The 26,000-nt window shown below is 38.3% G+C and carries 27 protein-coding genes; all 27 read left to right on the forward strand.

Annotated features, from left to right (window positions below; all coding sequences use genetic code 11):
• Positions 1-11 precede the first annotated feature (11 nt).
• The 27 genes from MKX57_RS02610 (at position 12) to atpG (ending at position 25,959) form a co-directional block, all read left to right on the forward strand.
• Positions 12-1,736, forward strand: coding sequence for an ABC transporter ATP-binding protein (locus MKX57_RS02610; protein ID WP_342550729.1), 1,725 nt, complete (start codon positions 12-14; stop codon positions 1,734-1,736).
• A gap of 41 nt (positions 1,737-1,777) precedes the next feature.
• Positions 1,778-2,572 (forward strand): ABC transporter ATP-binding protein, encoded by a 795-nt coding sequence (locus tag MKX57_RS02615; protein WP_239354147.1) that lies wholly within the window; start codon positions 1,778-1,780, stop codon positions 2,570-2,572.
• Positions 2,573-2,618: 46 nt separating this feature from the next.
• Complete coding sequence (locus MKX57_RS02620) at positions 2,619-3,671, forward strand: iron ABC transporter permease (RefSeq protein WP_107921620.1); 1,053 nt, start codon at positions 2,619-2,621, stop codon at positions 3,669-3,671.
• Positions 3,668-4,702, forward strand: coding sequence for an iron ABC transporter permease (locus tag MKX57_RS02625; RefSeq protein WP_089986943.1), 1,035 nt, complete (start codon positions 3,668-3,670; stop codon positions 4,700-4,702). Before MKX57_RS02620 ends, MKX57_RS02625 begins: the two co-directional genes overlap by 4 nt.
• 92 nt (positions 4,703-4,794) lie before the next feature.
• Positions 4,795-5,844, forward strand: coding sequence for an NAD(P)/FAD-dependent oxidoreductase (locus MKX57_RS02630; protein ID WP_090002943.1), 1,050 nt, complete (start codon positions 4,795-4,797; stop codon positions 5,842-5,844).
• Between the two features lie 182 nt (positions 5,845-6,026).
• Positions 6,027-6,230, forward strand: a complete 204-nt coding sequence (gene rpmE / locus MKX57_RS02635) for a 50S ribosomal protein L31 (protein ID WP_004269457.1) — start codon at positions 6,027-6,029, stop codon at positions 6,228-6,230.
• Between the two features lie 116 nt (positions 6,231-6,346).
• Positions 6,347-6,919 carry a thymidine kinase gene (locus tag MKX57_RS02640; RefSeq protein ID WP_025114779.1) on the forward strand — a complete coding sequence of 191 codons (573 nt, stop codon included), beginning with the start codon at positions 6,347-6,349 and terminating at the stop codon, positions 6,917-6,919.
• Between the two features lie 170 nt (positions 6,920-7,089).
• Positions 7,090-8,166, forward strand: a complete 1,077-nt coding sequence (gene prfA, locus MKX57_RS02645) for a peptide chain release factor 1 (RefSeq protein WP_008180577.1) — start codon at positions 7,090-7,092, stop codon at positions 8,164-8,166.
• Positions 8,153-9,013: a peptide chain release factor N(5)-glutamine methyltransferase gene (prmC, locus tag MKX57_RS02650; RefSeq protein ID WP_342550730.1), complete on the forward strand. Its 861-nt coding sequence runs from the start codon at positions 8,153-8,155 to the stop codon at positions 9,011-9,013. Before prfA ends, prmC begins: the two co-directional genes overlap by 14 nt.
• A 44-nt stretch (positions 9,014-9,057) precedes the next feature.
• On the forward strand, positions 9,058-9,648 hold the full coding sequence (locus tag MKX57_RS02655) for a stage II sporulation protein R (protein ID WP_008180573.1): 591 nt from the start codon (positions 9,058-9,060) through the stop codon (positions 9,646-9,648).
• A gap of 101 nt (positions 9,649-9,749) precedes the next feature.
• Positions 9,750-10,784, forward strand: coding sequence for an L-threonylcarbamoyladenylate synthase (locus tag MKX57_RS02660; protein WP_107921618.1), 1,035 nt, complete (start codon positions 9,750-9,752; stop codon positions 10,782-10,784).
• Positions 10,785-10,948: 164 nt separating this feature from the next.
• Entirely contained in the window at positions 10,949-11,446 is a 498-nt protein-coding gene (locus tag MKX57_RS02665) for a manganese efflux pump (RefSeq protein WP_342550731.1), read from the forward strand.
• 27 nt (positions 11,447-11,473) lie between these two features.
• On the forward strand, positions 11,474-11,908 hold the full coding sequence (locus MKX57_RS02670) for a low molecular weight protein arginine phosphatase (RefSeq protein WP_090002947.1): 435 nt from the start codon (positions 11,474-11,476) through the stop codon (positions 11,906-11,908).
• 14 nt (positions 11,909-11,922) lie between these two features.
• Positions 11,923-13,206, forward strand: coding sequence for a HAMP domain-containing methyl-accepting chemotaxis protein (locus MKX57_RS02675; RefSeq protein ID WP_036123044.1), 1,284 nt, complete (start codon positions 11,923-11,925; stop codon positions 13,204-13,206).
• 339 nt (positions 13,207-13,545) lie between these two features.
• A complete protein-coding gene (rpiB, locus tag MKX57_RS02680; RefSeq protein ID WP_008180565.1) occupies positions 13,546-13,983 on the forward strand; it encodes a ribose 5-phosphate isomerase B in 438 nt (145 codons plus the stop codon).
• A gap of 85 nt (positions 13,984-14,068) precedes the next feature.
• Positions 14,069-14,611 (forward strand): TIGR01440 family protein, encoded by a 543-nt coding sequence (locus tag MKX57_RS02685; protein WP_089986948.1) that lies wholly within the window; start codon positions 14,069-14,071, stop codon positions 14,609-14,611.
• A gap of 28 nt (positions 14,612-14,639) precedes the next feature.
• Positions 14,640-15,881: a serine hydroxymethyltransferase gene (gene glyA, locus MKX57_RS02690; RefSeq protein ID WP_008180561.1), complete on the forward strand. Its 1,242-nt coding sequence runs from the start codon at positions 14,640-14,642 to the stop codon at positions 15,879-15,881.
• A 265-nt stretch (positions 15,882-16,146) separates the two neighbouring features.
• Positions 16,147-18,303 (forward strand): EAL domain-containing protein, encoded by a 2,157-nt coding sequence (locus tag MKX57_RS02695; RefSeq protein WP_090002948.1) that lies wholly within the window; start codon positions 16,147-16,149, stop codon positions 18,301-18,303.
• Between the two features lie 124 nt (positions 18,304-18,427).
• Complete coding sequence (gene upp, locus MKX57_RS02700; RefSeq protein WP_008180557.1) at positions 18,428-19,057, forward strand: uracil phosphoribosyltransferase; 630 nt, start codon at positions 18,428-18,430, stop codon at positions 19,055-19,057.
• A 166-nt stretch (positions 19,058-19,223) separates the two neighbouring features.
• Complete coding sequence (wecB, locus tag MKX57_RS02705) at positions 19,224-20,345, forward strand: UDP-N-acetylglucosamine 2-epimerase (non-hydrolyzing) (RefSeq protein WP_342550732.1); 1,122 nt, start codon at positions 19,224-19,226, stop codon at positions 20,343-20,345.
• A gap of 535 nt (positions 20,346-20,880) precedes the next feature.
• Complete coding sequence (locus MKX57_RS02710) at positions 20,881-21,252, forward strand: ATP synthase subunit I (RefSeq protein ID WP_008180553.1); 372 nt, start codon at positions 20,881-20,883, stop codon at positions 21,250-21,252.
• Between the two features lie 36 nt (positions 21,253-21,288).
• Positions 21,289-21,999: a F0F1 ATP synthase subunit A gene (gene atpB / locus MKX57_RS02715; RefSeq protein WP_008180551.1), complete on the forward strand. Its 711-nt coding sequence runs from the start codon at positions 21,289-21,291 to the stop codon at positions 21,997-21,999.
• Between the two features lie 65 nt (positions 22,000-22,064).
• Positions 22,065-22,289: a F0F1 ATP synthase subunit C gene (gene atpE / locus MKX57_RS02720; RefSeq protein ID WP_004269474.1), complete on the forward strand. Its 225-nt coding sequence runs from the start codon at positions 22,065-22,067 to the stop codon at positions 22,287-22,289.
• Between the two features lie 173 nt (positions 22,290-22,462).
• Positions 22,463-22,984, forward strand: coding sequence for a F0F1 ATP synthase subunit B (gene atpF / locus MKX57_RS02725; RefSeq protein ID WP_089986951.1), 522 nt, complete (start codon positions 22,463-22,465; stop codon positions 22,982-22,984).
• The gene (locus MKX57_RS02730) at positions 22,981-23,517 is read left to right on the forward strand and encodes a F0F1 ATP synthase subunit delta (protein ID WP_089986952.1); all 537 of its coding nucleotides are present in this window, start codon (positions 22,981-22,983) and stop codon (positions 23,515-23,517) included. The genes atpF and MKX57_RS02730 overlap by 4 nt, the downstream gene beginning before the upstream one ends.
• A 28-nt stretch (positions 23,518-23,545) precedes the next feature.
• Entirely contained in the window at positions 23,546-25,054 is a 1,509-nt protein-coding gene (atpA, locus tag MKX57_RS02735; protein WP_008180544.1) for a F0F1 ATP synthase subunit alpha, read from the forward strand.
• A 47-nt stretch (positions 25,055-25,101) separates the two neighbouring features.
• Positions 25,102-25,959 carry an ATP synthase F1 subunit gamma gene (gene atpG, locus MKX57_RS02740; RefSeq protein WP_008180542.1) on the forward strand — a complete coding sequence of 286 codons (858 nt, stop codon included), beginning with the start codon at positions 25,102-25,104 and terminating at the stop codon, positions 25,957-25,959.
• Positions 25,960-26,000: the final 41 nt, after the last annotated feature.

Genomic DNA, 26,000 nt, shown 5'->3' on the forward strand with positions numbered 1-26,000 from the left:
AGGCTACAACCATGTTATTACAGCGATTTTTCTCATATTACAAACCATATAAACGCTTATTTATTTTAGATTTTAGCTGCGCCATTTTAGTAGCATTAATCGAATTAGCGTTTCCACTTGTTTTAAATAAAGTAATTGATGATATTTTGCCAGATGGCGAACTAAAGTGGATTATTATGGCGAGTTTATTGTTATTTGTCTTATATATTTTTAACTCCATTCTCCATTTCATCGTGTCGTATTGGGGACATATGCTAGGGATTAATATTGAAACGGATATGAGAAAGGAATCCTTTAGCCATGTACAAAAACTTTCTTTTAGATATTTTGATAATAATAAAACGGGACATCTTGTTTCCCGATTAACGAACGATTTAATGGATATCGGTGAGCTTGCCCACCACGGTCCTGAAGATATTTTTATTGCAGCAATGACCATTATAGGGACATTTGGTGTGATGTTCTACATAAATCCAACCTTTACAATTCTTATTTTCCTACTTGTGCCGATCATCCTAGTTCTGACGATTATTTTCGGAAAATTAATGTCAAAAGCATTTCGTCAAATGTTTGGAGATATTGCTGATTTTAATGCTCGCGTTGAAAACAATGTCAGCGGTATTCGTGTTGTACAGGCATTTACAAATGAGGATCATGAAATTAAACGCTTTAAGGTAAACAATGAAAGATTCCGAATGACTAAATTGTTCTCTTATAAGGTCATGGCTTGGAATGAAGCCATTTCAGGTATTCTAACAAAGGTATTGTCATTATTTACATTATTTGTTGGAGCTTATTTTGTGTTAAATGGCGATCTATCTAATGGAGACTTTATCGCATTTATTTTACTTTCAGGGATTCTGCTTGGCCCTATTAATAAAATCAACATGTTTATAGAAAGCTATCCAAAAGGTATGGCAGGATTTAGACGCTATATTGAATTTCTTGAGACAGAGCCTGAGATAGCGGATCGACCAGAAGCGAAAGATATCGATGAAATTGATGGCGAAATCACATTCACGGATGTATCGTTTGGCTACTCAGATGCGAATCGTGCTTTACATCACATTAATTTACAGGTTCGCCCTGGTGAAACAGTTGCACTAGTAGGTCCATCAGGAGCAGGAAAATCTACAATTTGCAGTTTGCTGCCACGTTTTTATGATGTCAATGAAGGCTCCATTAAAATTGATGGTGTGGATATAAGGGATTACAAATTGCAATCATTGCGGGGTCATATTGGGATTGTTCAACAAGATGTCTTTTTATTTGATGGCACTATTCGTGATAATATCGCTTACGGCAATCTGAATGCTAGTGAAGAAGATATTTGGTACGCAGCTCAGCGTGCACAGCTGACCGATGTCATTAAAGCACTCCCAGAGGGAATGGATACATTAATTGGTGAGCGAGGTGTGAAGTTATCAGGAGGTCAAAAACAAAGACTATCCATCGCACGGATTTTCCTGAAAAACCCAAAAATTTTAATACTTGATGAAGCAACATCGGCATTGGACACTGAAACGGAACAAGCTATTCAACAAGCATTAAACGAGCTTTCTATTGGTCGTACGACGTTAGTAATTGCCCATCGATTAGCAACAATTAAGGATGCAGATAGAATTGTTGTTGTATCGAAAAAAGGCATTATTGAAGAAGGAACACATGAGCAATTAATGGAACGAAAACATGCTTATTATGGGTTGTATACAGCTCAATTTGGTCTACAAATATAAGGTTGGTTCAAAGCACTCTCAAAAATGAAAGGAAGTTAATTATGTCAGTACTAGAAATAGATCGTGTGGCGATTGGTTATTCCTCGACGCTCATAGTCAATGATTTAAGCGTGGAAATTCCAAAAGGGCAGATTTCCACAATTATCGGTCCAAATGGTTGTGGGAAATCTACTTTATTAAAGGCAGTAGCCCGTGTACTTCAGACTCAAAATGGGGCGGTTTATTTAGATGGTAAAGCAATTCACCAATTGAAGACCAAGGAAGTAGCCAAAAGAATGGCTATTTTACCCCAAACGGCAACAGCTCCAGGAGGCTTAACTGTTTTTGAGCTAGTATCATATGGTCGCTTTCCTCACCAAGTGGGGTTTGGTACATTGCGCAAGGAAGACTATGAGTATATCCATTGGGCTATTGATGTGACGGGATTAAGGGAATTTAGTGATCGACCAATTGAAGCATTGTCAGGTGGCCAACGTCAAAGGGTTTGGATTGCCATGGCATTAGCACAAGGCACTGATATTCTAGTACTGGATGAACCAACCACATATTTAGATTTAGCCCATCAGCTAGATATTTTATTGCTTTTACAAAAGTTAAATAAAGAAGAAGGTCGAACAATAATCATGGTATTACATGATTTGAATCATGCATCACGCTTCTCCCACTTTATCATGGCCATGAGAGACGGGAATTTAATAGTGGATGGAAGTCCAGAAGAAGTGATGACAAAGGAAAATTTACAAAGAGTGTTCAATATTGATGCTGAAATGGCTGTTTGTCCATATAGTAAAAATCCAATCTGCCTATCCTATCAGCTATACGATATGAAGAAATAAAATCTAGTCTGTATGTTTATTGGGAAGTTTATAAGGAGGAAATAAAATGACTACGTCGACAGGAGTAGGAGAGCTCAACGATTTAGAGGAGCTACAGAAACGATCTCATCCGATCCGTGGAGTAGTAGCTTTAATTGTAGGAGTAATTGGATTAATTTTAGCTATTGGCTTATCGATCTCTTTTGGTGCAGCAGATATTTCACTGGGTACTGTTTGGACAGCAGTTACCCATTTTTCACCAGAATTAACTACACATCAAATTATTCATGATATCCGCTTACCGCGAGTACTCGGGGCAGCTCTAGTAGGAGCAAGCTTTGCAGTAGCGGGGGCGATTATGCAAGGTATGACACGTAACCCATTAGCAGATTCAGGATTGTTGGGCTTGAACTCGGGAGCCGCATTTATGTTGGCAGTGTGCTTTGCCTTTTTCCCTGGTATGCCTTATATGTTTTTAATTTTATGGTCCTTTATTGGAGCAGGTCTTGGGGTAGCCATTGTTTATGGTATTGGGTCGCTGTCTAAAGGTGGTTTAACACCTATGCGACTTGTTTTGGCTGGTGCGGCTGTTAGTGCATTGCTTGGAGCGCTAGGAGAAGGGATTGCTCTTTATTACCGTATTGGTCAAGACCTTGCCTTTTGGTATGCGGGCGGTGTTTCGGGAACAAAATGGAGCCATCTACAAATATTATCACCTTGGATACTTATTGCGATGATAGGAGCTCTTATTTTATCACGTTCAATCACTGTACTGAGCTTAGGGGAGGAAATTGCTGTTGGGCTCGGACAACGTACGGGTGTTGTAAAAGTATGGGGAATGATCATTGTGTTAATTTTAGCGGGTGCGGCAGTTTCTGTTGTAGGAGCAGTTGGTTTTGTAGGCTTAATAATTCCCCATTTAACGAGATACATAGTTGGTCATGATTATCGCTGGATTATCGTTTGTTCGTTAGTATATGGAGCGTTGCTCGTGGTGTTAGCTGATTTAGTAGCACGCATTATCAATCCTCCTTATGAAACGCCGATTGGTGCTTTAATTGCCTTTATTGGTGTTCCTTTCTTCCTGTATTTAGCACGTAAAGGAGGGAAAGAGCTATGAGTAACAGCTATTTAACGCCAAGTCAGCAGAAGACAAAAAAGAAAAATTTTATCATTATTGCTACATTGCTTGTGTTAATCTTCATTACCTTTGTGATTAGTATGAATACTGGGGTGATTAAGCTAACACCAATGGAGGTTTTTAAGACTCTTTTTGGACAAGGAGATGCACAGCAACAATTAATCCTATTTGAATTTAGGCTTCCACGAATCGTGATAGCTGTATTAGTGGGAATGGGTTTAGCTATTTCAGGTGCTATTTTACAAGGTGTTTCTAAAAATGCTTTAGCAGACCCAGGTATTTTAGGGATTAATGCGGGTGCTGGTCTTGCAGTTATGCTGTATATTTCATTTTTTCCAACAACGAAGGCGGCACCTGTCTATTTACTGCCAGTACTTGCCTTTATAGGAGCAGGCTTAACGGCAATTCTGATTTATTCACTTTCTTATAAACGACATGAAGGTATTACACCCATGCGTTTAATTTTAACAGGGGTAGCTGTAGCAGCAGGTATTAGCTCAGCAATGATTGTGCTAACACTACGCCTATCACCTGAAAATTATCAGTTTGTGGCAACATGGCTGGCAGGGAGCATATGGGGTTCAAATTGGAGATTTGTTCTTTCATTATTACCATGGTTAGTGATCTTGTTACCATTTGTTTATGCGAAATCTCGGGTATTAAACATTTTGAATTTAGGCGAATTAACAGCTGTCGGATTAGGGGCCTCGATTGAAAAAGAGCGGCGTTGGTTATTAGCCGCAGCAGTTGGCTTAGCAGGCGCTAGTGTTTCTGTAAGTGGTGGCATTGGCTTCGTAGGGCTCATCGCTCCACATTTAGCTCGCCAACTGGTTGGGGCAAAGCATCAATTTTTACTTCCTGCGGCGGCATTATTAGGGGGTTTTCTCGTATTAATGGCTGATACGATTGGTCGTTCTATACTCGAGCCTTCAGAAATTCCAGCGGGGATCGTCGTTGCCGTTATAGGCGCTCCTTATTTCTTGTATTTATTAGCACGATTAAAGGAATAAATAGTGAAAGTATTTTTGTGAACAATAAAGGTGGGGTAGCCGAGTACCTATCATAATTCTCGGAATTAGCATGAAGGGGATGGAATCTAATAATGGTGAAAGAACTATATGATGTAACGATTGTTGGCGGTGGTCCAGCAGGTCTCTATACAGCCTTTTATAGTGGCATGCGAGATTTAAAAACGAAAATTATCGAGTATAGCTCTCAGCTCGGTGGTCGTATGTTAATTTATCCTGAAAAAATGATTTGGGACGTTGGTGGAGTTACACCTATTTTAGGCGGACAGCTTATCAACCAGCTTGTTGAACAAGCTCAAACTTTTGATCCGACAATTGTTTTAAATCAAAAGATAGAAGGATTAGAAAAACAACCAGATGGAACATTTATATTAACTTCCTCGACGGGTGAAAAGCATTATTCTAAAACAGTGATTTTGGCAGTGGGTTATGGAGTTCTAACGATGCAAAAGCTTGAAATAGAAGGAGCAGATCGCTATGAAGTAACTAATTTACACTACACTGTACAGGAATTAGAGATTTTCCGGGATAAACATGTTTTAATTTCAGGCGGTGGTAATTCAGCCGTCGATTGGGCGAATGAGTTAGAGCCAATTGCAGCGAGTGTTACGATCGTTCATCGTCGAGAGGACTTCGGGGGTCATGAAAAGAACGTTTTACGGATGAAGGAATCCTCCGTATGTGTAAAAACGCCATATGAAGTAGTGCAATTACATAGTGATGGAGATTTAATCCAGTCTGTATCGATTATGAATAAAGAGACGGAAGAGATAGAGCGAGTTGAAGTAGATGCCGTTATTGTGAACCATGGCTTAAAATGTGATTATGGTGCACTAGAAGAATGGGGATTACATATAGAAGATGGCGTAGCACTCGTCAATGAAAAGAGAGAAACTAATATAGAAGGAATCTATGGGGCGGGTGATTTTATTGATCATCCAAGTAAAGTTAGGCTAATAGCAGGTGCCTTTACAGATGGCGTATTAGCGTTAAATAGTGCAAAACTATTAATAGAACCTGATGCACCAAAAGTTGCTTATGTTTCTTCCCATAATATCCGTTTCAAAGAGCGAAATGAAAAAATAGGGTTACAAGATAATGATTATCGTGAGGTTCGTGGATAAAAACTATTGAAATCTTTCTTTTGATATTTTTTTCTTGAAAATAATAAAACGCCTATGCTATACTTCATAAGTATGCAACGTGTACATATATAGCTGATGGTTTCACTCATATTCGGGCTATGTAAGGTACAGTTCGATAATACTCTGTTCCAGATGGTTCAGGGCGAGAGGAGAAAACGAATATGAAACAAGGAATTCATCCAGACTACAAAGAAGCAACAGTAACTTGCTCTTGTGGGAACACTTTCAAAACTGGTTCAGTAAAAGAAAACATCGTTGTCGAGTTCTGCAACGAATGTCACCCATTCTATACTGGCCGTCAAAAATTCGCGTCTGCTGATGGTCGCGTGGATCGTTTCAACAAAAAATACGGTCTTAAAAACTAATGTTAGTTTAATACCTGCCAAGCATGTGCTTGGCAGGTATTTTTTTCAGTAAATATGACACGTTGATGCAAGTCTTTTCAAAATACAGATCGACCAAAAGAAAGGGAGAAGACAGTATGGCGCAGCTATATTTTAAACATGGTGCAATGAATAGTGGAAAATCAATAGAGATTTTAAAAGTTGCCCATAATTATGAAGAACAACAGAAACCTGTAATGATGTTTACATCAGGATTAGATACACGTGATGAGGTTGGTTTTGTTTCCAGTCGAGTAGGTCTAAGACAGCAAGCCATCCCTGTTTATGAAGATACAAATATTTTTGAACTTGTGCGAAACAATTCGGTTAAACCATATTGTGTACTTGTGGATGAAGTTCAATTTTTAAAAAAAGCGCATGTTTTACAACTAGCTAACATTGTGGATGAATTAGATATTCCAGTCATGGGCTTTGGCTTAAAAAATGATTTTCAAAATGAACTGTTTGAAGGCAGCCAATACATGCTTACATATGCAGATAAAATTGAAGAAATGAAAACCATTTGTTGGTTCTGCCATAAAAAAGCAACGATGAATTTACGAGTAGATGGAAATGGACAGCCTGTATATACAGGAGATCAAATTCAAATTGGTGGAAATGATTCCTATTATCCAGTATGCCGAAAATGTCATGCTCATCCTTCGCTATAATGGAAGGTCACAGTATGAAGCACTAAGAAAAAGTGGCATATATGCGAAAAGTTTTTTATACTAAGTAGTGGACATACACATTGTAAATAACCATTATGCTTTAGCATAATTTTAATGGAGAGCTCTTGGTAAATAGGAGCAATTTAAGAAACTAAATAGAGGTGAAATCCATGTTTGATCGATTACAGGCAGTGGAGGATCGCTATGAAAGGCTGACAGAGCTTTTAAGCGACCCGGATATTGTTAATGATAGTAAGAAATTACGTGAATATTCGAAGGAACAATCAGATATCCAAGAAACTGTGGATTCGTATCGTGAATATAAAAATGTCAAAGAGCAATTAGTAGATACACGTGAAATGTTAGATAGCGAAAAAGATCCTGATATGCATGAAATGGTAAAGGAAGAATTTAACCTATTAAAAGCACAGCAGGAAGAACTTGAGGAACGTTTACGTATTTTATTAATTCCCAAAGATCCTAATGATAATAAGAACGTTATTATGGAAATTCGTGGAGCCGCTGGTGGAGACGAGGCAAATATTTTTGCTGGTGATTTATTCCGCATGTATTCTCGTTATGCAGAAACACAGGGCTGGAAAATTGATATTATGGAAGCCACTCCAAACCCAATGGGCGGCTATAAAGAAGTGATCTTTATGATTAACGGACAAGGTGCTTATTCAAAGTTCAAATTTGAAAATGGTGCACACCGTGTACAACGTGTACCAGCTACCGAATCACAAGGACGTATCCATACATCAACAGCAACAGTAGCATGTTTACCTGAGGTAGAGGAAGTAGATGTTGAAATTCATGAAAAAGATATTCGTGTAGACACATTTGCATCTTCTGGTGCGGGTGGTCAATCGGTAAATACAACGATGTCTGCGGTTCGTATGACCCATTTACCAACAGGTGTTGTAGTTTCCATGCAGGATGAGCGTTCTCAAATTAAAAACCGTGAAAAGGCAATGAAAATTTTACGCGCTCGTGTAGCAGATATGTATATGCAAGAAGCGCAAAAAGAAATCGATGCCACACGTAAGTCAGCTGTGGGTTCTGGTGATCGCTCAGAGCGAATTCGCACATACAATTATCCACAAAACCGTGTAACAGACCACCGTATTGGGTTAACGATTCAAAAGCTAGATCAAATCGTCGAAGGTAGATTGGACGAAATTATCGATACGCTTATTTTAGAAGAACAAGCATCGAAGTTAGAGCGTTTAAATGATGACTTATAAAAATGTGATGGAGGCCCTTGAGTGGGCTTCTTCTTTTTTAGTGGATAATGGTCGGGAGCAAACTGCGGCACGTATTGTTATGCAGCATATACTTGGTACAAGTTATTCAGAGGTTATGCTACATTTACAGGATAAATTAACAGAAGAACAGCAAGTAAAATTTAAAGCTCTTATAGAAGAACATGTCAATGGTCGCCCAGTTCAGTATTGTGTGGGAAGTGAGGAGTTTTATGGTCGTTCATTTATCGTCAATGAATCAGTTTTAATTCCTCGACCGGAAACGGAAGAACTAATTCTTGGCACTATTAATCGTATGACTAAACTATTTCAACATCAAGCATTGAAGGTAGCTGATATAGGTACGGGTAGTGGGGCTATTGCCATTTCAATGAAGCTGGAATGTCCTGCGTTAACGGTCGTAGGAACTGATTTATCCGAGGATGCATTAGCGACAGCACAAAAAAATGCACAGAGATTAGAGGCCGATATTGATTTTAGGTCGGGAGATTTAACTGCTCCGCTCGCGGGTGAAAAATTTGATATTATTTTATCGAATCCTCCATATATCGCGTTTGATGAGGCTGAGGCTATGTCAGATGTTGTACTAAAGCATGAGCCCCATAGCGCACTATTTGCGGAGGAAGATGGTCTTATTTTATATCGACAATTAGCAGAGCAATTGCCAATGTATATGAATAGACCTGCATTAATTGGATTAGAAATCGGTTATACACAAGGTGAAAAAGTAGCAAAATTCTTTCAAGATAGTTTTCCACAGGCTACGATTTCGATAGAAAAAGATATTAATGGGAAACCGCGAATGATTTTTTGTGAGATTCATGTATAAAGTGTCTTCATCTTGCCAACAATGTTGAGCAAGGAGGGATTTATATGTTAAATGAATACAAGTTTATTAGATTACCTAAACAAAATATTTTTCTAGCGTTTGCTAGATTAGTAGTAGTGGCCATTGCCTTACAGCTATGTGTGTTATATATTCCATCATTAGTAGGTTTTGCAAAAGAGGCTACTAATCAAGAACAAGAAAACGATTTTAGAATTCGTGTAATTGCTAACAGCAATACAGCACAAGATCAATATGAGAAAGAGCAGCTTGTGGAAGAATTAAAGCCCTATTTTATGCAAGTAGTAACTGCAGGAGTTGCGGGGAATGAGCAAACTCAAACATTAAAGCAACAAATTGAAACAGAATTAAGCGAAAACTATCCACAGATTGATACACAGGTAGTGGTTGGGGATAACTTATTTCCGCCTAAAAGACAGGGAGCGGTATTATATCCACAAAATGTGTATCACTCCATTGTAGTTAAAATTGGTGATGCGCGTGGCGATAACTGGTGGTGCAGTATATTCCCATCCATTTGCGAGCCTGAAAAAGAAGAAGTAAAAGCAGAAGAGCCAGAAGAGGAAGAGCAAGTAACATTCTTTATTTGGGAATGGGTGAAAGGGCTTTTTGCATGAATTGTTCACAAATTCAGATAACTTATGCACATTTTTTAAGAAGTTATAAACAATATGTGGATAATTCAGTAAGAATCAATAAGTGAAGGTAGGTTTTAATCATGGAAACCGTTTGCAAGGTTGTGGACAGTAATGTGAATAGTCAAATTAATTATACACAAGCTGTGGATATCTTAAATGCGGGAGAGGTAGTAGCATTTCCGACAGAAACGGTTTATGGGCTAGGAGCTGTTGCAACAAATGATGTGGCAGTGAAGAAGATATTTGAAGCGAAGGGCCGCCCTTCAGATAACCCTTTAATTGTTCATGTTGGTACAAAAGAGGAAGTAACGAATTATATAGAACATATTTCTGAAATTGCCAAGCAATGCATGGATTTATTTTGGCCAGGACCGTTAACGCTTGTGATGCCTGCTAAACCAAATGTGCTGGCTCAAAGTGTAACGGCTGGATTATCGACTGTGGGTATTCGGATGCCAGATCATCCAGTAGCACTTGCCTTATTACAGCAGCTTCAAAAACCGCTTGCTGCGCCAAGTGCTAATCGTAGTGGTAAGCCGAGTCCAACGGAAGCTATCCATGTTTTAGATGATTTGGGAGGGTACATACCTTATATTTTAGATGGAGGTTCCACAGGTATTGGGCTAGAGTCCACTGTATTAGATGTGACACATGAGCCTCCAGTAATTTTACGTCCAGGTGGCATTACGAAGGAGATGCTTGAAGCTAAAATTGGTCCGGTTATTCAACCAACTAAAATAGAGCAGAAACTAGAAGAGACTCCAAAGGCTCCGGGCATGAAATATACACATTATGCACCAAATGCACCGGTATATTTAATTAATTGTCATGATGGGGAAGTAAGCGAAGCTGTTCAACAATTACAGCAGCAAGGACATGCTGTAGCACTTCTTGCACCTGAAAATTTACAACATAGTAAAGCTGATTTTTACTTTTCAGTAGGTGCAGAGGGAAGTAAAGAAGAAATGGGTGCTTCATTATACCATGCACTTAGAGCCTGTGATAAAACAACAGCTACCGTTATTTTAGCTACGACGACTTCGACGGAAGGCGTAGGGGCAGCTATTATGAATAGACTTGAAAAGGCCTCTGGTGGCAAATGGTATTCATTGTAAATAAAGTTGAGTGACAAAAGACATTGAAAATTCACATGTCTTTTGTCTTTTTTTATGTGCATGGATCATATTTATAAAAAGGAAAATCTTATGTGGACAAATATGATAATAATGTATTTTCGAGCATAAAATGATAAAATATTAGGGAGAGAAGGAGTGCATTCTTGCAGGGAATTCTTGCAGGTATATTAACGTCTGTTGATGTTATTGGTCTATATGTATTGCTGCCGAATGTTAGATATCGCTTATTTTTATCATTATGGACGGCTGCGTTGCATATGATTTTTCCTTTATTGGGATTTGAATTAGGAAACTATTTAGTTCGTTTTCTATTAGAATGGGGACAATGGATATCGAGTATTTTGTTATTTTGCATTGGCGTGCATTTACTATTATTCTCTCATCGGGATGAAAAAGTTACAATTTCCCCCGTACTTTTAGCCGTGACTGCAAGCCTAGATACCTTTTCAGTTAGTGTTTCTTTTGGTATGCTAAACTTAGAAAAAACAATTTTTATTATGAGTGCAGGCTTGAGTGCCTTGATATGCGCCTATGGGTCATTAGTCATTGCACGTAGGAGCCAAGTCTTTTTTGGGAATAAAATTCAAATCGTTGCTGGCATTATTTTTATTATCATAAGTATCCTAGCTATTCGGCAATAATTCATATAAAAATGGAGAGTGATAAGTGTGAAAATATTATTTGTTTGTACAGGCAATACTTGTCGCAGTCCAATGGCAGAAGTCATATTAAAACATAAACAAATAGACAATTTAGAAGTACGTTCTGCAGGTATTTATGCTATGCCTAATGCCCAAATGTCAGCACATGCGCAACAAGTGTTAAATGATGCCGGAATGTCTCATCAGCATTCTGCAACACAATTATCCATGGTAGAAATAGACTGGGCAGATTTAGTCCTAACGATGACTACCGCTCACAAAGACACTGTTATTTCAAGTTTCCCAGGAACTGATCATAAAGTATTTACATTGAAAGAGTATACGAATGAAGGCAGCCTGGAGAATGTAGTCGATCCTTACGGTGGTAATAGAGCAATATACGAAGCAACATTTGCGGAATTACATGAATTGGTTGATCAATTAATACAAAAACTACAATAGAATTGAGGAGCCCTATGAAAAAACAATTTGGTTTACGACTTAAATTGGTGTTATTTGTGAGCGTGCTAGCATTAATTACTTACAGTATCAGTTTTATATTTATTGAATATTTACAACCGACCTTCTTCCCGAGTATTAATGGAAAAGTGTTTCAAGTGGTGACTTATGCATTAGGAATCACATGGTCAGGCATATTGGCTGCCATTTTTAGCGTAATTTTAATTAAACCTTTACAACAACTTGAGCATTCCGCAACTCTAGTAGCAGAGGGGAAAATTGGACAGGATGTTCAAATGCCTAAAACAAACGATGAGATACGTTCGGTTGCAGAGGCATTCCAACAAATGGTGCTAAATTTACGTCAAATGGTCGAAAGTATCGATCAAAATTTCCAACAGACCAATCAATCGATCATTCAGCTCTCAGATGAAGCGGGAGTCGCTACTCGAAAAGCAGAAGGCATTGCGTCAACCGTTAAGCATATTTCGGCAGGAGCTGAAGCATCTGCGACAGCTGTACAAGATACCGCTGAGGCAATTGAGGATGTACGAGCTCTTGCGACAGAAGTAAATAGTAGAGCAGAAGCATCTGCATCACAATCTACAGAGATATTACATAATTTATCGACAACAACCAATGCAATCGAAACATTAGTTAATAGTATTCAGCAAATAGCTACGGGTAACAATGAGGCCTTAAAAAGCATTCATGCTTTAGAAGAAAATGCGGGTCAAGTTGAGCGCATTATAGGCTTAGTTGGTGATATTGCGGCACAAACAAATTTACTAGCTTTAAATGCATCTATTGAAGCAGCTCGTGCAGGAGAACATGGAAAAGGCTTCGCTGTAGTTGCGGAGGAAGTTCGTGGTTTAGCAGATGAAAGTGCAAAAGCTGTCCAAGGGATTACTGCTTTGATCCAGTCTATGCAGCAAAATGTTGAGGTCGTAGTTAAACAAATGAATGAACAGGTAGCCTTTGCAACGAAGGAAGCAGATCGAGTATCTGAAACAACGACAGCTGTAGAAGGTATGTCATCTAATGTACATGAAATGGCAACAGCAATTGTAGAGATATCTTCACTAATTGAACAGCAAATGCACAATATTGAGACAACTGCTCGTCAATCACAAGAAGTGGCTGCAATTGCAGAAGAAACATCAGCAGGTGCACAAGAAGTTCGTAGTGCGGCTGAAGAGCAAGCCTATGCTATTGAACAGGTAGAGCACCTAGCACAAAGTTTAAAAAAGCAATCAGAAGCTTTGCATAAAGTGATTCAACAATTTGATCGACAGGCTTAGTCCTGAAAGGCTGTTTATAAATGCGATGAAAAATCGGATTTATAGACAGTTTTTTTATTTTTGGAAGAAATAGTGATATAGTTTGTCCACTGTATATAAAATGTGAAAAAAACTTTAGTAGATAGAATATTACAACAAAAGACCGTTATCCGAATTTATTAACATGATATTCACACTATCCACAGAAAAAACAACTTAAAAGTGAATGATTTTTAGCTTGTTAACAATAAATGTTCGTCTTTTAGGAGAAATCAGCATAAAAATACAAGAAAAATCGTGTTATTCTTCAGAAAGAAGTGGTACACTAAGGTTGACTATAATTCGAAAAGAGGGAACCCAGTGAGAATAGCAATTTCTTCTGATCACGGAGGCAACAACCTACGTCGTGAGATCATGCAGCTACTAGATGAGCTTCATATTAGCTACGAAGATTTTGGTCCACAATCTGCGGATTCAGTAGACTATCCGGATTACGCAAAGCCAGTTTCTGATGGTGTAGCAAACGGAAAATTTGATAAAGGCATTTTAATTTGTGGCACGGGAATTGGTATGTCGATTGCTGCAAATAAGGTGAACGGTATTCGTTGTGCGCTAGTACATGATGTATTTAGTGCGAAGGCAACGCGATGCCATAATGACTCTAATGTTTTAGCTATGGGGGAACGTGTTATTGGCCCAGGTCTTGCACGTGAAATTGTCCAAACGTGGCTAGAAACTGAGTTTGAAGGTGGTCGTCATACACGACGCATCGAAAAAATTACTGAACTTGAGCAATAAATGATTGTTATTCCATATATGGCATTCATCAAGGCTGTCATATATGGCATGATTTTAATGGATATAGATGAAGGAGCTGAGCTTAATGGTTGTAAAACAAATACGAACGCATTTGACTCAGTTACTCAGTGAATTTGAAGAGCAGGTAACATTACGACCTCATACTATTTTTGTCGTAGGATGCTCTACATCTGAAGTGATTGGTCAGAAAATTGGCACAGCAGGCGCATTGGAGATAGGGGAAGCGATTTTTGAGCCGTTACAAGAATTTGCAATGAAACACGAGCTACATTTAGCATTTCAAGGCTGTGAGCATATTAATCGTGCTATTACAATGGAGGCATCAACAGCTGAACGGTTTGGCTACGATCCAGTGGCGGTAGTTCCAGTACGTACTGCGGGTGGCTCTATGTCCGCATATGCCTATACGCGTTTTGCTAACCCTGTGGTTGTTGAAACCATTCAGGCACATGCAGGTATTGATATTGGACAAACATTAATTGGTATGCATTTGAAAGCAGTAGCTGTCCCAGTTCGCACATCAGTGAAAATGGTGGGAGAAGCAGTGGTGACGATTGCAACAACACGTCCAAAGCTAATTGGCGGGGAACGTGCTGTATATAAATAATAGAGGATACTAGGAGGCTTTTTCTAACATGGCATATGAAAAATTAGCAGTACAAGACAAAGCAGTATTAGAAGGAATTCTTGCAGAAAAAAAACGTCAACAAGCAAATATCGAATTGATTGCATCTGAAAACTTTGTTTCAGAAGCAGTTATGGAAGCTCAAGGTTCTGTACTGACAAATAAATACGCAGAAGGTTATCCAGGTAAACGCTACTATGGTGGCTGTGAACATGTAGACGTAGTTGAAGATATTGCACGTGATCGTGTGAAAGAAATATTCGGAGCAGAATACGCAAACGTGCAACCACACTCTGGTGCGCAAGCGAATATGGCTGTATACCACACAATTTTAGAACCAGGTGACACGGTTCTTGGTATGAACCTTTCACATGGAGGTCACTTAACGCATGGATCTCCTGTAAATTTCTCGGGTATTCTTTATAATTTTGTGGAATATGGTGTAACAAAAGACACACAAGTTATCGATTATGAAGATGTGCGTCAAAAAGCATTAGAGCATAAGCCAAAACTTATTGTTGCGGGTGCTTCTGCATACCCACGTGAAATCGACTTCTCTAAATTCCGTGAAATCGCAGATGAAGTAGGTGCATACTTCATGGTGGATATGGCACATATTGCTGGTCTTGTAGCTGTTGGCGAGCATCAATCTCCAGTGCCGTATGCAGACTTTGTTACATCAACTACACATAAAACATTACGTGGACCACGTGGTGGATTAATTCTTGCTTCAAAAGAATGGGAGCAAAAATTAAACAAATCTGTATTCCCAGGAATTCAGGGTGGACCATTAATGCATGTCATTGCTGCTAAAGCTGTTGCATTTGGCGAAGTGTTACAACCAGAATTTAAAGACTATGCAAAACAAATAAAATTAAATGCAAAAGCTTTAGCTGAAGTACTTATTGAAGAGGGCGTTGAAATTGTATCTGGTGGTACAGATAACCACTTATTACTATTAAACGTTAAATCTCTTGGTCTAACAGGTAAAGTAGCAGAGCATGCATTAGACGAAGTGGGCATTACAACTAACAAAAATACAATCCCTTACGATACGGAGTCTCCATTTGTTACTTCAGGTATTCGTATCGGTACACCAGCCGTTACATCTCGTGGCTTTAAAGAGGAAGATATGAAAGAAGTGGGTGCAATTATTGCAGCTGTTCTTAAAAACCCTGAAGATGAAGCGGTTCAAGCGGACGCAAAAGATCGCGTCAAAGCATTAACAGATAAACATCCATTATACGCTTAATTGTATAGACTGTGTTTAGAGTGAAAATTTCACTTTAAACACAGTTTTTTATTTCAAAACAATAAAATACATATTTTTTTAATTAAGTAGAATAATCCTCTTTATTTTGAATAAATTTACATATAATCAGTAGAGAGCGATATATTATAGTAGGCTGAGGACAGATTGTGTCCAAGAAAAGAAGTTTTTTTTAATAAAAGTGAAAATTTAATTAAATATTATGTACAATGGAAATGGGATGAAGTGATAGAGACGGAGGGGTTGGATGGTCACTAAATCGTTAGATGTAGATAATGATGTTTTATTAAATAGTATTCTTAAATTAGGGGATAATTCTAAGGAAAGCTATGTAATTTTTGATGCAACAAATCATCATATTATAGTAGAGTGTAATGAATCTTTTTGTAACCTTACAAATGCTTCGAGGTCACAAATCCTAAAAACTAATTATTTTGCATGGCTATCAGATGAAAAAATGACAACCATTAAAATGATCAAAGAAAAAATACATAACGGTATCATGGTGCAAGCGAAGCTACATCATAAAGGTATCAATAAACCCCTATTTTGGGCAGAAATACAAGCACTACCATTTCGGAATGATACAAATATTACGCAATATGTGTTGGTCCTTATAAAGGATGTTACGTATTATCATACAGAAGATTTCTTAATGCGTTTAGAAAATGATATGTATAAGGCGATAGAGAGAGATAGCTCTTTTGAGCAAAAGATGCATATTATTTGTCATGGACTTGATGAGTTTTTTATGCCGAATACTTCAAGTATGGTTCTCATCAAAACAGAGAGCAATCTATTACAGGCTTTTACAGATAATTGTCGAAAAAAAGATGTACCGAGATGCTGTGAAAATAATGATTTTTTTACGAAGGTTATGCAATCAGAAACCTCTATTTTCATTGAAAACTTGGATGAGGTACATATTCCAGATGAACATAAACAGTTTGCTGCCTCATCTCACAAACCGTATGGATTATTTATACCTATACGCAATCAACAGCGGCAAGTCATAGGGCTCTTTTCAATATATTATGAGCAAGCACAAAATGACTCCTCATATTTTAAAAGTATGTTTCGTAAAATTGGTGCACTTGTTGCCTTAGCGTTTACGTATGCAAGAACACAAAGAAAAATATGGGATCTAGCCTATACTGACATTACAACAGGTTTACCTAATCGTCATAGCTTTGTGAATTTCCTCGAAAAAGAGGTTGAACGTGGACAAAATGGTTATATCAAAATAGTAAAGCCAAGCGAATTTCATCAAGTGGTTGAATTGTATGGGAGAGAATTTGGCGATGAATTATTAAGGCAGCTCGCCAAACGACTAGAGCAAGACAAACCAGCGGATCGCGAATATATTGCTAGATTTACAAGCTCTAGTCTAATTTTATCCACCATGACTTTCGATGAAAATTTAAATAATTATGAATGGCGTATAAAAGAGACAATTCGACAGCCATTTATAATAGGAGGAAAACAAATCTACATCACGTTAAAAACAGGCATTGCTTCTTTTAATGATGACATAAAGATTAATGATGCAATTCGGTTTGCTGATAATGCGCTCTCCTTTGCTACCGATAAACCAGGTACACATACTGAAATTTTTACGACAGAAAAAAATGACGTTCTTGTACAGCGAATGACTGTTTTAAATCATTTGTCACAGGCAATCAAAAATAAAGAAATTACAGTTCATTTACAGCCAAAAGTAGATTTACGGAATGGAGAGATTCAAAGTATAGAGGCTCTTGCACGCTGGATATCCCCAAAGCTAGGCTTTGTGTCACCAGCAATCTTTATTCCAGTAGCGGAAAGTGCAGGAAAGGTTAGAGAAATTGACGTTTTAGTTTTAGAAACTGTGCTTTCATGGCTGGCAGAGCGGCAAAAGTTAGGAAAGAAATTAGTGAAAATAGCAGTCAATATTTCACCTGATCATTTTTACTATACGCATTTTGTTCAAGATACGCTAAAGCTCGTTCGGCAGTATGGTATAGATCCAAGTAATATTATATTAGAAGTAACAGAAAATATAGGTTTAGTAGATTTCCAATCTGCCTATAAAATTATTCAAGAATTAAAAAGCTATGGTTTCAAAACATCCGTGGATGATTTCGGGACAGGATTTTCTTCATTGAGCTATCTGCAACAATTACCATTCACTGAATTAAAGATTGATCGAAGCTTTATTAATGCGTTAGAGGATCCTGCAACGCTTGCTATTGTACGCTCGATTATACAATTGGCATTAAACTTAGGAATGATTTCTGTGGCAGAGGGAATTGAAACAGAAGAACAGGTTGAAATACTCCGTGCGTTAGGTTGTACAGTTGGACAAGGATTTTTCTATTTTAAACCAATGGCAATAGAAGAGTTAGATTTAATTCTTGATCAATAACTCACTTGGTCCAAAGAAAATATAATAAAAGGAGTTGCCTTAAATTTATTTTTGAGGCGGCTCCTTTTTTCTGTTATACTAGTTGAGATAAAAATGAAATCCGAACGGTTAGGAGAGAATCCCTTTGAGCAAAGTCTATGTATTTGATCATCCACTAATCCAACACAAATTAACTTATATTCGCGACAAGAATACAGGTACAAAAGAATTTCGTGAGCTAGTAGACGAAGTAGCAACACTTATGGCATTTGAAATTACACGTGATATGCCGGTGGAAGAAATTGAAATTGAAACACCTGTAACGATTGCGAAAACAAAAGTACTTTCTGGTAAAAAGCTAGCGATTGTACCGATTCTTCGTGCAGGAATTGGTATGGTAGATGGTGTACTAAAGCTTATCCCAGCCGCAAAAGTTGGACATATTGGTCTTTATCGTGACCCTGAAACATTAAAACCAGTTGAATATTACGCAAAGCTTCCAGCAGATGTGGAAGAACGTGATTTCATTATTGTAGATCCAATGTTAGCAACTGGTGGTTCAGCAGTGGAAGCTATCAACTCATTGAAAAAACGTGGAGCTAAAAACATTAAATTCATGTGCTTAATCGCTGCACCAGAGGGTGTCAAAGCTATTCAAGAAGAACATTCAGATGTAGATATTTACATTGCTGCTTTGGATGAAAAGCTAAACGATCATGGCTATATTGTACCTGGTCTAGGTGATGCCGGAGACCGCCTATTCGGCACAAAATAAAAATGTTGTTATGAATTTCCTCATTTAGGAAACTAATAATTTGTGAAAGCGTCCTTCAAATTTGAAGGGCGTTTCATAGTATGTCTAGGTAAGTACTCCTCATGTTGGACTTCAACTGGTGTGGTGTCCTTTTCATACAATAACAAAAAGGACGGTGCAGATCGTTTTGATGAAAAAATGGAAAGTAATGACAATTTTTGGTACAAGACCAGAAGCAATTAAAATGGCTCCTCTTGTTTTGGAGTTACAAAAGTATCCTGATCAAATAGAATCTATTGTAACAGTAACAGCACAACATCGCCAAATGCTAGATCAAGTACTAGAGACATTTGAAATAACACCGAACTATGATTTAAATATAATGAAAGATCGTCAAACATTAATTGATGTGACGACAAACGCATTGCAAGGTTTAGATAAAGTAATGAAGGAAGCACAGCCGGATATCGTTTTGGTACACGGTGATACAGCAACGACTTTCATTGCAAGCTTGGCGGCGTTTTATAACCAAATCGCAATTGGGCATGTTGAAGCAGGACTGCGAACTTGGAATAAGTATTCACCATACCCGGAGGAAATGAATCGCCAGTTAACAGGTGTAATGGCTGATTTACATTTCGCACCAACAGAAGTATCTAAAAAGAATCTTTTAGATGAAAATAAAAACGCTGATACAATATTTGTAACAGGTAATACGGCTATTGACGCATTAGCTACAACTGTTAGCGAACATTACACGCATCCTGTATTAGACAAAATTGGCGAAAATCGCATGATTTTATTAACGGCACATCGTCGCGAAAATCTTGGTGAACCAATGCGACACATGTTCAAAGCAATCACTAGAATTTTAGCTGAGCATGATGATGTTCAAGTGGTATATCCGGTCCATATGAATCCTGCTGTAAGAGAAATCGCGAATGAAATTTTAGGTGACAATGAACGAGTACATTTAATAGAGCCTCTTGAAGTATTTGACTTCCATAACTTCGCGGCGAGTTCTTACATGATTTTAACGGACTCAGGTGGCGTCCAAGAAGAGGCACCATCATTAGGGAAGCCAGTTCTTGTCCTAAGAGACACAACAGAGCGCCCAGAAGGAATTGCAGCTGGAACACTAAAGCTAGCAGGAACTGAAGAAGATACAATTTACGCCTTAGCTAAAGAATTGTTAACAGATAAAAAGGCTTATGAGGCGATGGCACAAGCATCAAATCCATATGGTGATGGACATGCATCTAAACGAATTGTAGAAGCGTTGCTAGGTTTTTTACAAAAAACTAATTAATGTACTATAATTAAATTGAAAAATAAGTCTAATGTACCTGTTGAATTGGGTAAGCTAATTTATGAGCATAATTATGTCGTAAATTAGCTTTTTCTATGAGCCAAGAAAATAAGAACATTTGAAACTATGAAATTTCATACACAAATTTGTCAACAATTTGACAAGAGTATATAGGTTGTGAAGTTTTTCTCTATTACCAATTGACTTCAAATATCACCTATTGTATGCTTACAAAGGGTAAGAATGATAAGGGTTTCAGTCATAATTAGGACGTTGAAACACTTGTTATATCAACTTTCTACTAAATTGACAGTTCAAAATAAAACTGTCGATTTGCAACGTTTTGTGCGTTTCGGTTTTTACCGAGTTGGTAAGGGGTGTAAGTTATTTTTTGGGTATTTACACCTGTAATTGAAATGACTCTCCCATTACTATTCCGCTGTGAGTAGTGCCTTTCACTGCTCTTTTCTGATTTCACATGGTGGTCAGCAAACGCTTTCAATACTCGAAAATTTGATTCAGGAGATTACAACCAATGCTAGATTTGCATCACATTTTTGCTGTGCAGAAGAGGGCGTTATTTTTTTTGCTTGCACTCTGCGCATTAGGCTGGGGATTCACTTCCTTTCAAACTGTATTTGCGGGCATCGCAGTCGGTGCATTCTTTGGTACGTATAATTTTTGGATTCTAGTTCGCCGTATGGAGAAGTTTGACAGGTCCATTAGTGAAGGGAAGAAAATAGGCTCACTTGGTACAGCACTTCGCTTTGGATCAGGTGTTGCGGCAGTCGCAATAGCCATTTCGTTGCCAAACTATTTTCACTTAATTAGCACGGTCATAGGGCTAATGATTCCGTACGTTTTTCTCTTTGTCGAGAGAATTGTGTCACATGTAAGGAACCGCTAATGTGCTTTAAATTAGAAAGAGAGGTGAAAAATAACAATGACTCATGAAGCTCCGTTACTAGAAGTCGGTTTTTTAACTTTTAATAAATCGACAGTTATGATGTTACTAGTTGCTGCAATTATCGTATTTTTAATTGCCTTTATTTCAACTAGAAGCTTAAAACTAAAACCAACTGGTATGCAAAACTTCATGGAATGGATTATGGACTTCGTTAAGAACATCATCAAAAGCAACATGGACTGGAAAACTGGTGGTCGATTCCACATTCTAGGTATTACGCTAATTATGTTTATCGCAGTATCTAACTTATTAGGTCTTCCATTCTCAATCGCTTATGGTCATGAACTATGGTGGAAATCACCAACAGCTGACCCAACTGTAACGATGACGTTAGCAACGATGATTTTAGTTTTATCGCATTTCTATGGTGTAAAAATGAAGGGTACAGGCCATTATGCTGGTACATTCTTTAAACCAATGTCTTTCATGTTCCCACTTAAAATAGTAGAGGAATTTGCAAATACATTAACGTTAGGTTTACGTCTTTACGGTAACATTTACGCGGGTGAGATTTTACTTGGCTTATTAGCCGGTTTAGCATCATCAGGTGCTGTGGGATTCATCGGAGCAATCGTTCCAATGATGGCATGGCAAGGTTTCTCAATTTTCATCGGCTTTATCCAAGCCTTTATCTTCACAATGTTAACAATGGTTTACATGGCTCATAAAGTGAGCGATGACCATTAATATAAAGCATATATCCTATGCTTGAACCACAAAAAAACAAACAATTCCAAGGAGGAAATTTTCAAATGACAGGTTCATTAGGTTTATTAGCAGCAGCAATCGCAATCGGTTTAGGTGCACTTGGTGCAGGTATCGGTAACGGTCTTATCGTATCAAAAACAGTAGAAGGTATCGCTCGTCAACCAGAAGCTCGTGGCGTTCTTCAAACTACAATGTTCATCGGGGTTGCATTAGTTGAAGCCCTACCGATCATCGCAGTAGTAGTAGCATTCATCGTAATGAACAAATAATTCAGTTGAACACTGAATTTTACTAGTGGCGAAGCAGGATTCTCCAGATGAAACTTCGCCCTTCATTTTGGAACAGATAAAAGCTATGTGTAAATATAGCTTTTTAAAATAGGTAGTTTTTTAAGTCCATAAATTATGTTGAAGTTATAGCTCTTGAAGGGAGTGAAACAATCGTGTTTTTAGATAATCTTGTACTAGGTGCTAGCGCTGGTAAGTTCAACAGCGGAGACATCATCGCAACATTAGTTATCTTTTTAGTATTAATGTTCTTACTTAAGAAAGTCGCTTGGGGTCCACTTATGGGCATCATGCAACAACGTGAAGAGTTAGTAGCGAGTGAGATCGAAGCAGCTGAAAAAGCGCGTAAAGATTCGCACCAATTTTTAGAAGAACAAAAGAGCCTTCTTAAAGAAGCTCGTACGGAAGCACAATCGATTGTTGAAGGCGCTAAGAAGCAAGGCGAACTACAAAAAGATGAAATTCTAACTGCAGCTCGTAATGAAGCAAACCGCTTGAAAGAATCGGCTTTACGTGAAATTGAGTCTGAAAAAGAAAAAGCTATTGCAGCTGTACGTGATGAAGTCGTTTCATTATCTGTACTTGCAGCATCTAAAGTCCTTAGCAAAGAGATTTCTGAGGCAGACAACCGTGCTCTAATTGAAGAGACGATTGCGAAGGCAGGGGAAGCTCGATGAGTAATTCAGCTGTAGCAAAACGTTACGCTCAAGCGCTTTTTGAATTAGCGCAACAAAAAAATATTCTTGCTGAAGTTGGAGCAGATTTAAACGAGCTAACAAAGATTGTTAAAGAATCTCCGGATTTATTAACGCTTTTAAATGCTCCAAAGTTCTCTATCGGACGTAAGAAACAAATGGTAGCTGAAATCTTTGCAGGTTCAACTCCAGAGGTTTTACGCACAGTTCAACTATTAGTTGAGAAAAAACGTGTAAACGAAGTGAAGCTTATTGCGAATGCATATGCTGAGCTTGCTGCAAAGGCACAAGGTACTGCAGATGCAACAGTATTCTCTACGCGTGCACTTTCTGCTGAAGAAAGCGCTAATATTTCTACAACATTTGCGAAGCTTGTAGGGAAACAATCATTAAACATTACAAACGAAATTGATCCATCACTACTTGGTGGTATTCGTGTTCAAATCGGTAATCATATTTACGATAGCTCAGTAGCGAACAAACTTGAGCGCCTAAAACGTGAATTAATCGGTTAATAATTTAGAAATGTGAGAGGTGACATACATGGGCATCAAGGCTGAAGAAATCAGCAGTCTGATTAAACAACAGATTGAGAATTATGAATCTGAACTTAAAGTAAGCGAAGTTGGTACAGTTATCCGTATTGGTGACGGTATCGCTCTTGCTCATGGCCTCGACAACGCCATGGCTGGAGAACTTCTTGAGTTCTCTAATGGTGTTATGGGTATGGCTCAAAACCTAGAAGAAGGTAACGTTGGTATCGTAATCTTAGGTCCATACACAGACATCAAAGAAGGCGATGAAGTTCGTCGTACAGGTCGTATCATGGAAGTACCAGTTGGTGAAGAACTAATTGGCCGTGTTGTAAACCCACTTGGTCAACCAGTGGATGGACAAGGTCCAATCAACACAACTAAATCTCGTCCAATCGAAAGTCCTGCTTTCGGTGTAATGGCTCGTAAATCAGTACATGAACCATTACAAACTGGTATCAAAGCAATTGACGCTTTAGTACCAATTGGTCGTGGTCAACGTGAGTTAATCATCGGTGACCGTCAAGTAGGTAAAACATCTGTAGCAATCGATACAATCTTAAACCAAGATGGCGAAAATATGATTTGTATCTATGTTGCAATCGGTCAAAAAGAATCAACTGTACGTGGTGTAGTTGAAACTTTCCGTAAGCACGGTGCATTAGATTATACAATCGTAGTAACTGCTGCTGCATCTCAACCAGCTCCATTACTATTCTTAGCACCATTTGCTGGTGTTTCTATGGCAGAAGAATTCATGTTACAAGGTAAGCACGTATTAATCGTGTATGATGATCTTTCTAAACAAGCATCAGCTTACCGTGAACTTTCACTTCTTCTACGCCGTCCTCCAGGTCGTGAAGCTTACCCTGGTGACGTTTTCTACTTGCACAGCCGCTTACTTGAACGTGCTGCGAAGTTAAATGAAACATATCAAAATGGTTCTATTACAGCACTTCCATTCGTAGAGACACAAGCTGGGGATATCTCTGCATACATCCCAACTAACGTTATCTCGATTACTGATGGTCAAATATTCTTACAATCTGACTTATTCAACTCAGGTGTACGTCCAGCGATTAACGCCGGTCTTTCTGTATCACGTGTAGGTGGATCTGCTCAAATTAAAGCGATGAAAAAAGTTGCGGGTACACTACGTCTTGACTTAGCTGCATTCCGTGAGCTTGAATCATTTGCTCAATTTGGTTCAGATTTAGATAAAATTACACTAGCTAAACTTGAGCGTGGTAAACGTACGGTTGAAGTTCTTAAACAAGACCTAAACAAACCACTTAAAGTTGAAAAGCAAGTTGCAATCCTTTATGCATTAACTAAAGGTCACTTAGATGATATTCCAGTACAAGATATCGTTCGCTTTGAAAGTGAATTCTTAAGCTGGTTAGATTCAAACCACACAAACGTTTTAGATCACGTTCGTACTACAAAAGAGCTTGCTCCTGATGCTGATTACGTAGCAGCTTTAACGGAGTTCAAAAAAACTTTCGCTAAATCAGAATAAGTTCGAGCTAGTCACTTGATTAAAAAACAAAAGGTGGTGAAATACCAGTGGTAAACTTACGCGAAATTAAAGGTCGTATTAATTCTACAAAGAGTACGAAACAAATTACGAAAGCGATGCAGATGGTTTCTTCTTCTAAGTTACGTCGTGCAGAGCAAAACGCTAAAGCGTACGTTCCTTACATGGAAAAAATTCAGGACGTAGTTGGCGCGATCGCTTCAGGAACAAAAGACAGTGGACACCCAATGTTAACTGCTCGTCCTGTTAAGAAAACAGCTTACTTAGTCATTGGTTCTGACCGTGGTCTTGCAGGTGCTTACAACTCAAGTATCCTACGTCAAGTACAACGTACAATTGACGAGCGTCATAAATCTAAAGACGAATACGTGATTTTAGCAATCGGTCGTGTTGTACGTGACTACTTTGTGAAACGTGATCATAATGTCATCAGTGATGTTGTCGGTCTTCCGGACCAACCTACATTTGCTGATATTAAAGAAATCGCTCGTAATGCTGTTGGTATGTTCATTGACGGTACGTATGATCAACTTTATATGTACTATAATCACTTTGTCAGCGCTATTGCTAACGAAGTGACAGAGAAAAAACTTCTTCCATTAACAGATCTTGCACCTGCTAGCAGCAATGCTTCTTACGAATTTGAGCCATCTGGTGAAGCAATTCTTGAAGTGTTACTTCCACAATACGCGGAAAGCTTAGTTTATGGCGCATTATTAGATGGAAAAGCAAGTGAACATGCTTCTCGTATGACGGCTATGAAAAATGCAACTGATAACGCATCTGATCTTATTTCAGACCTTTCATTGCAATATAACCGTGCGCGTCAAGCGGCGATTACACAAGAAATTACAGAAATCGTTGGTGGAGCTGCAGCCTTAGAATAGGCCAGCTTCCCAATGTCGTATAAGAATACGATAGGAGGATA

Origin of the sequence: Lysinibacillus sp. FSL M8-0216, from assembly GCF_038595555.1 — a bacterium.
Taxonomy (GTDB): Bacteria; Bacillota; Bacilli; order Bacillales_A; family Planococcaceae; genus Lysinibacillus; species Lysinibacillus fusiformis.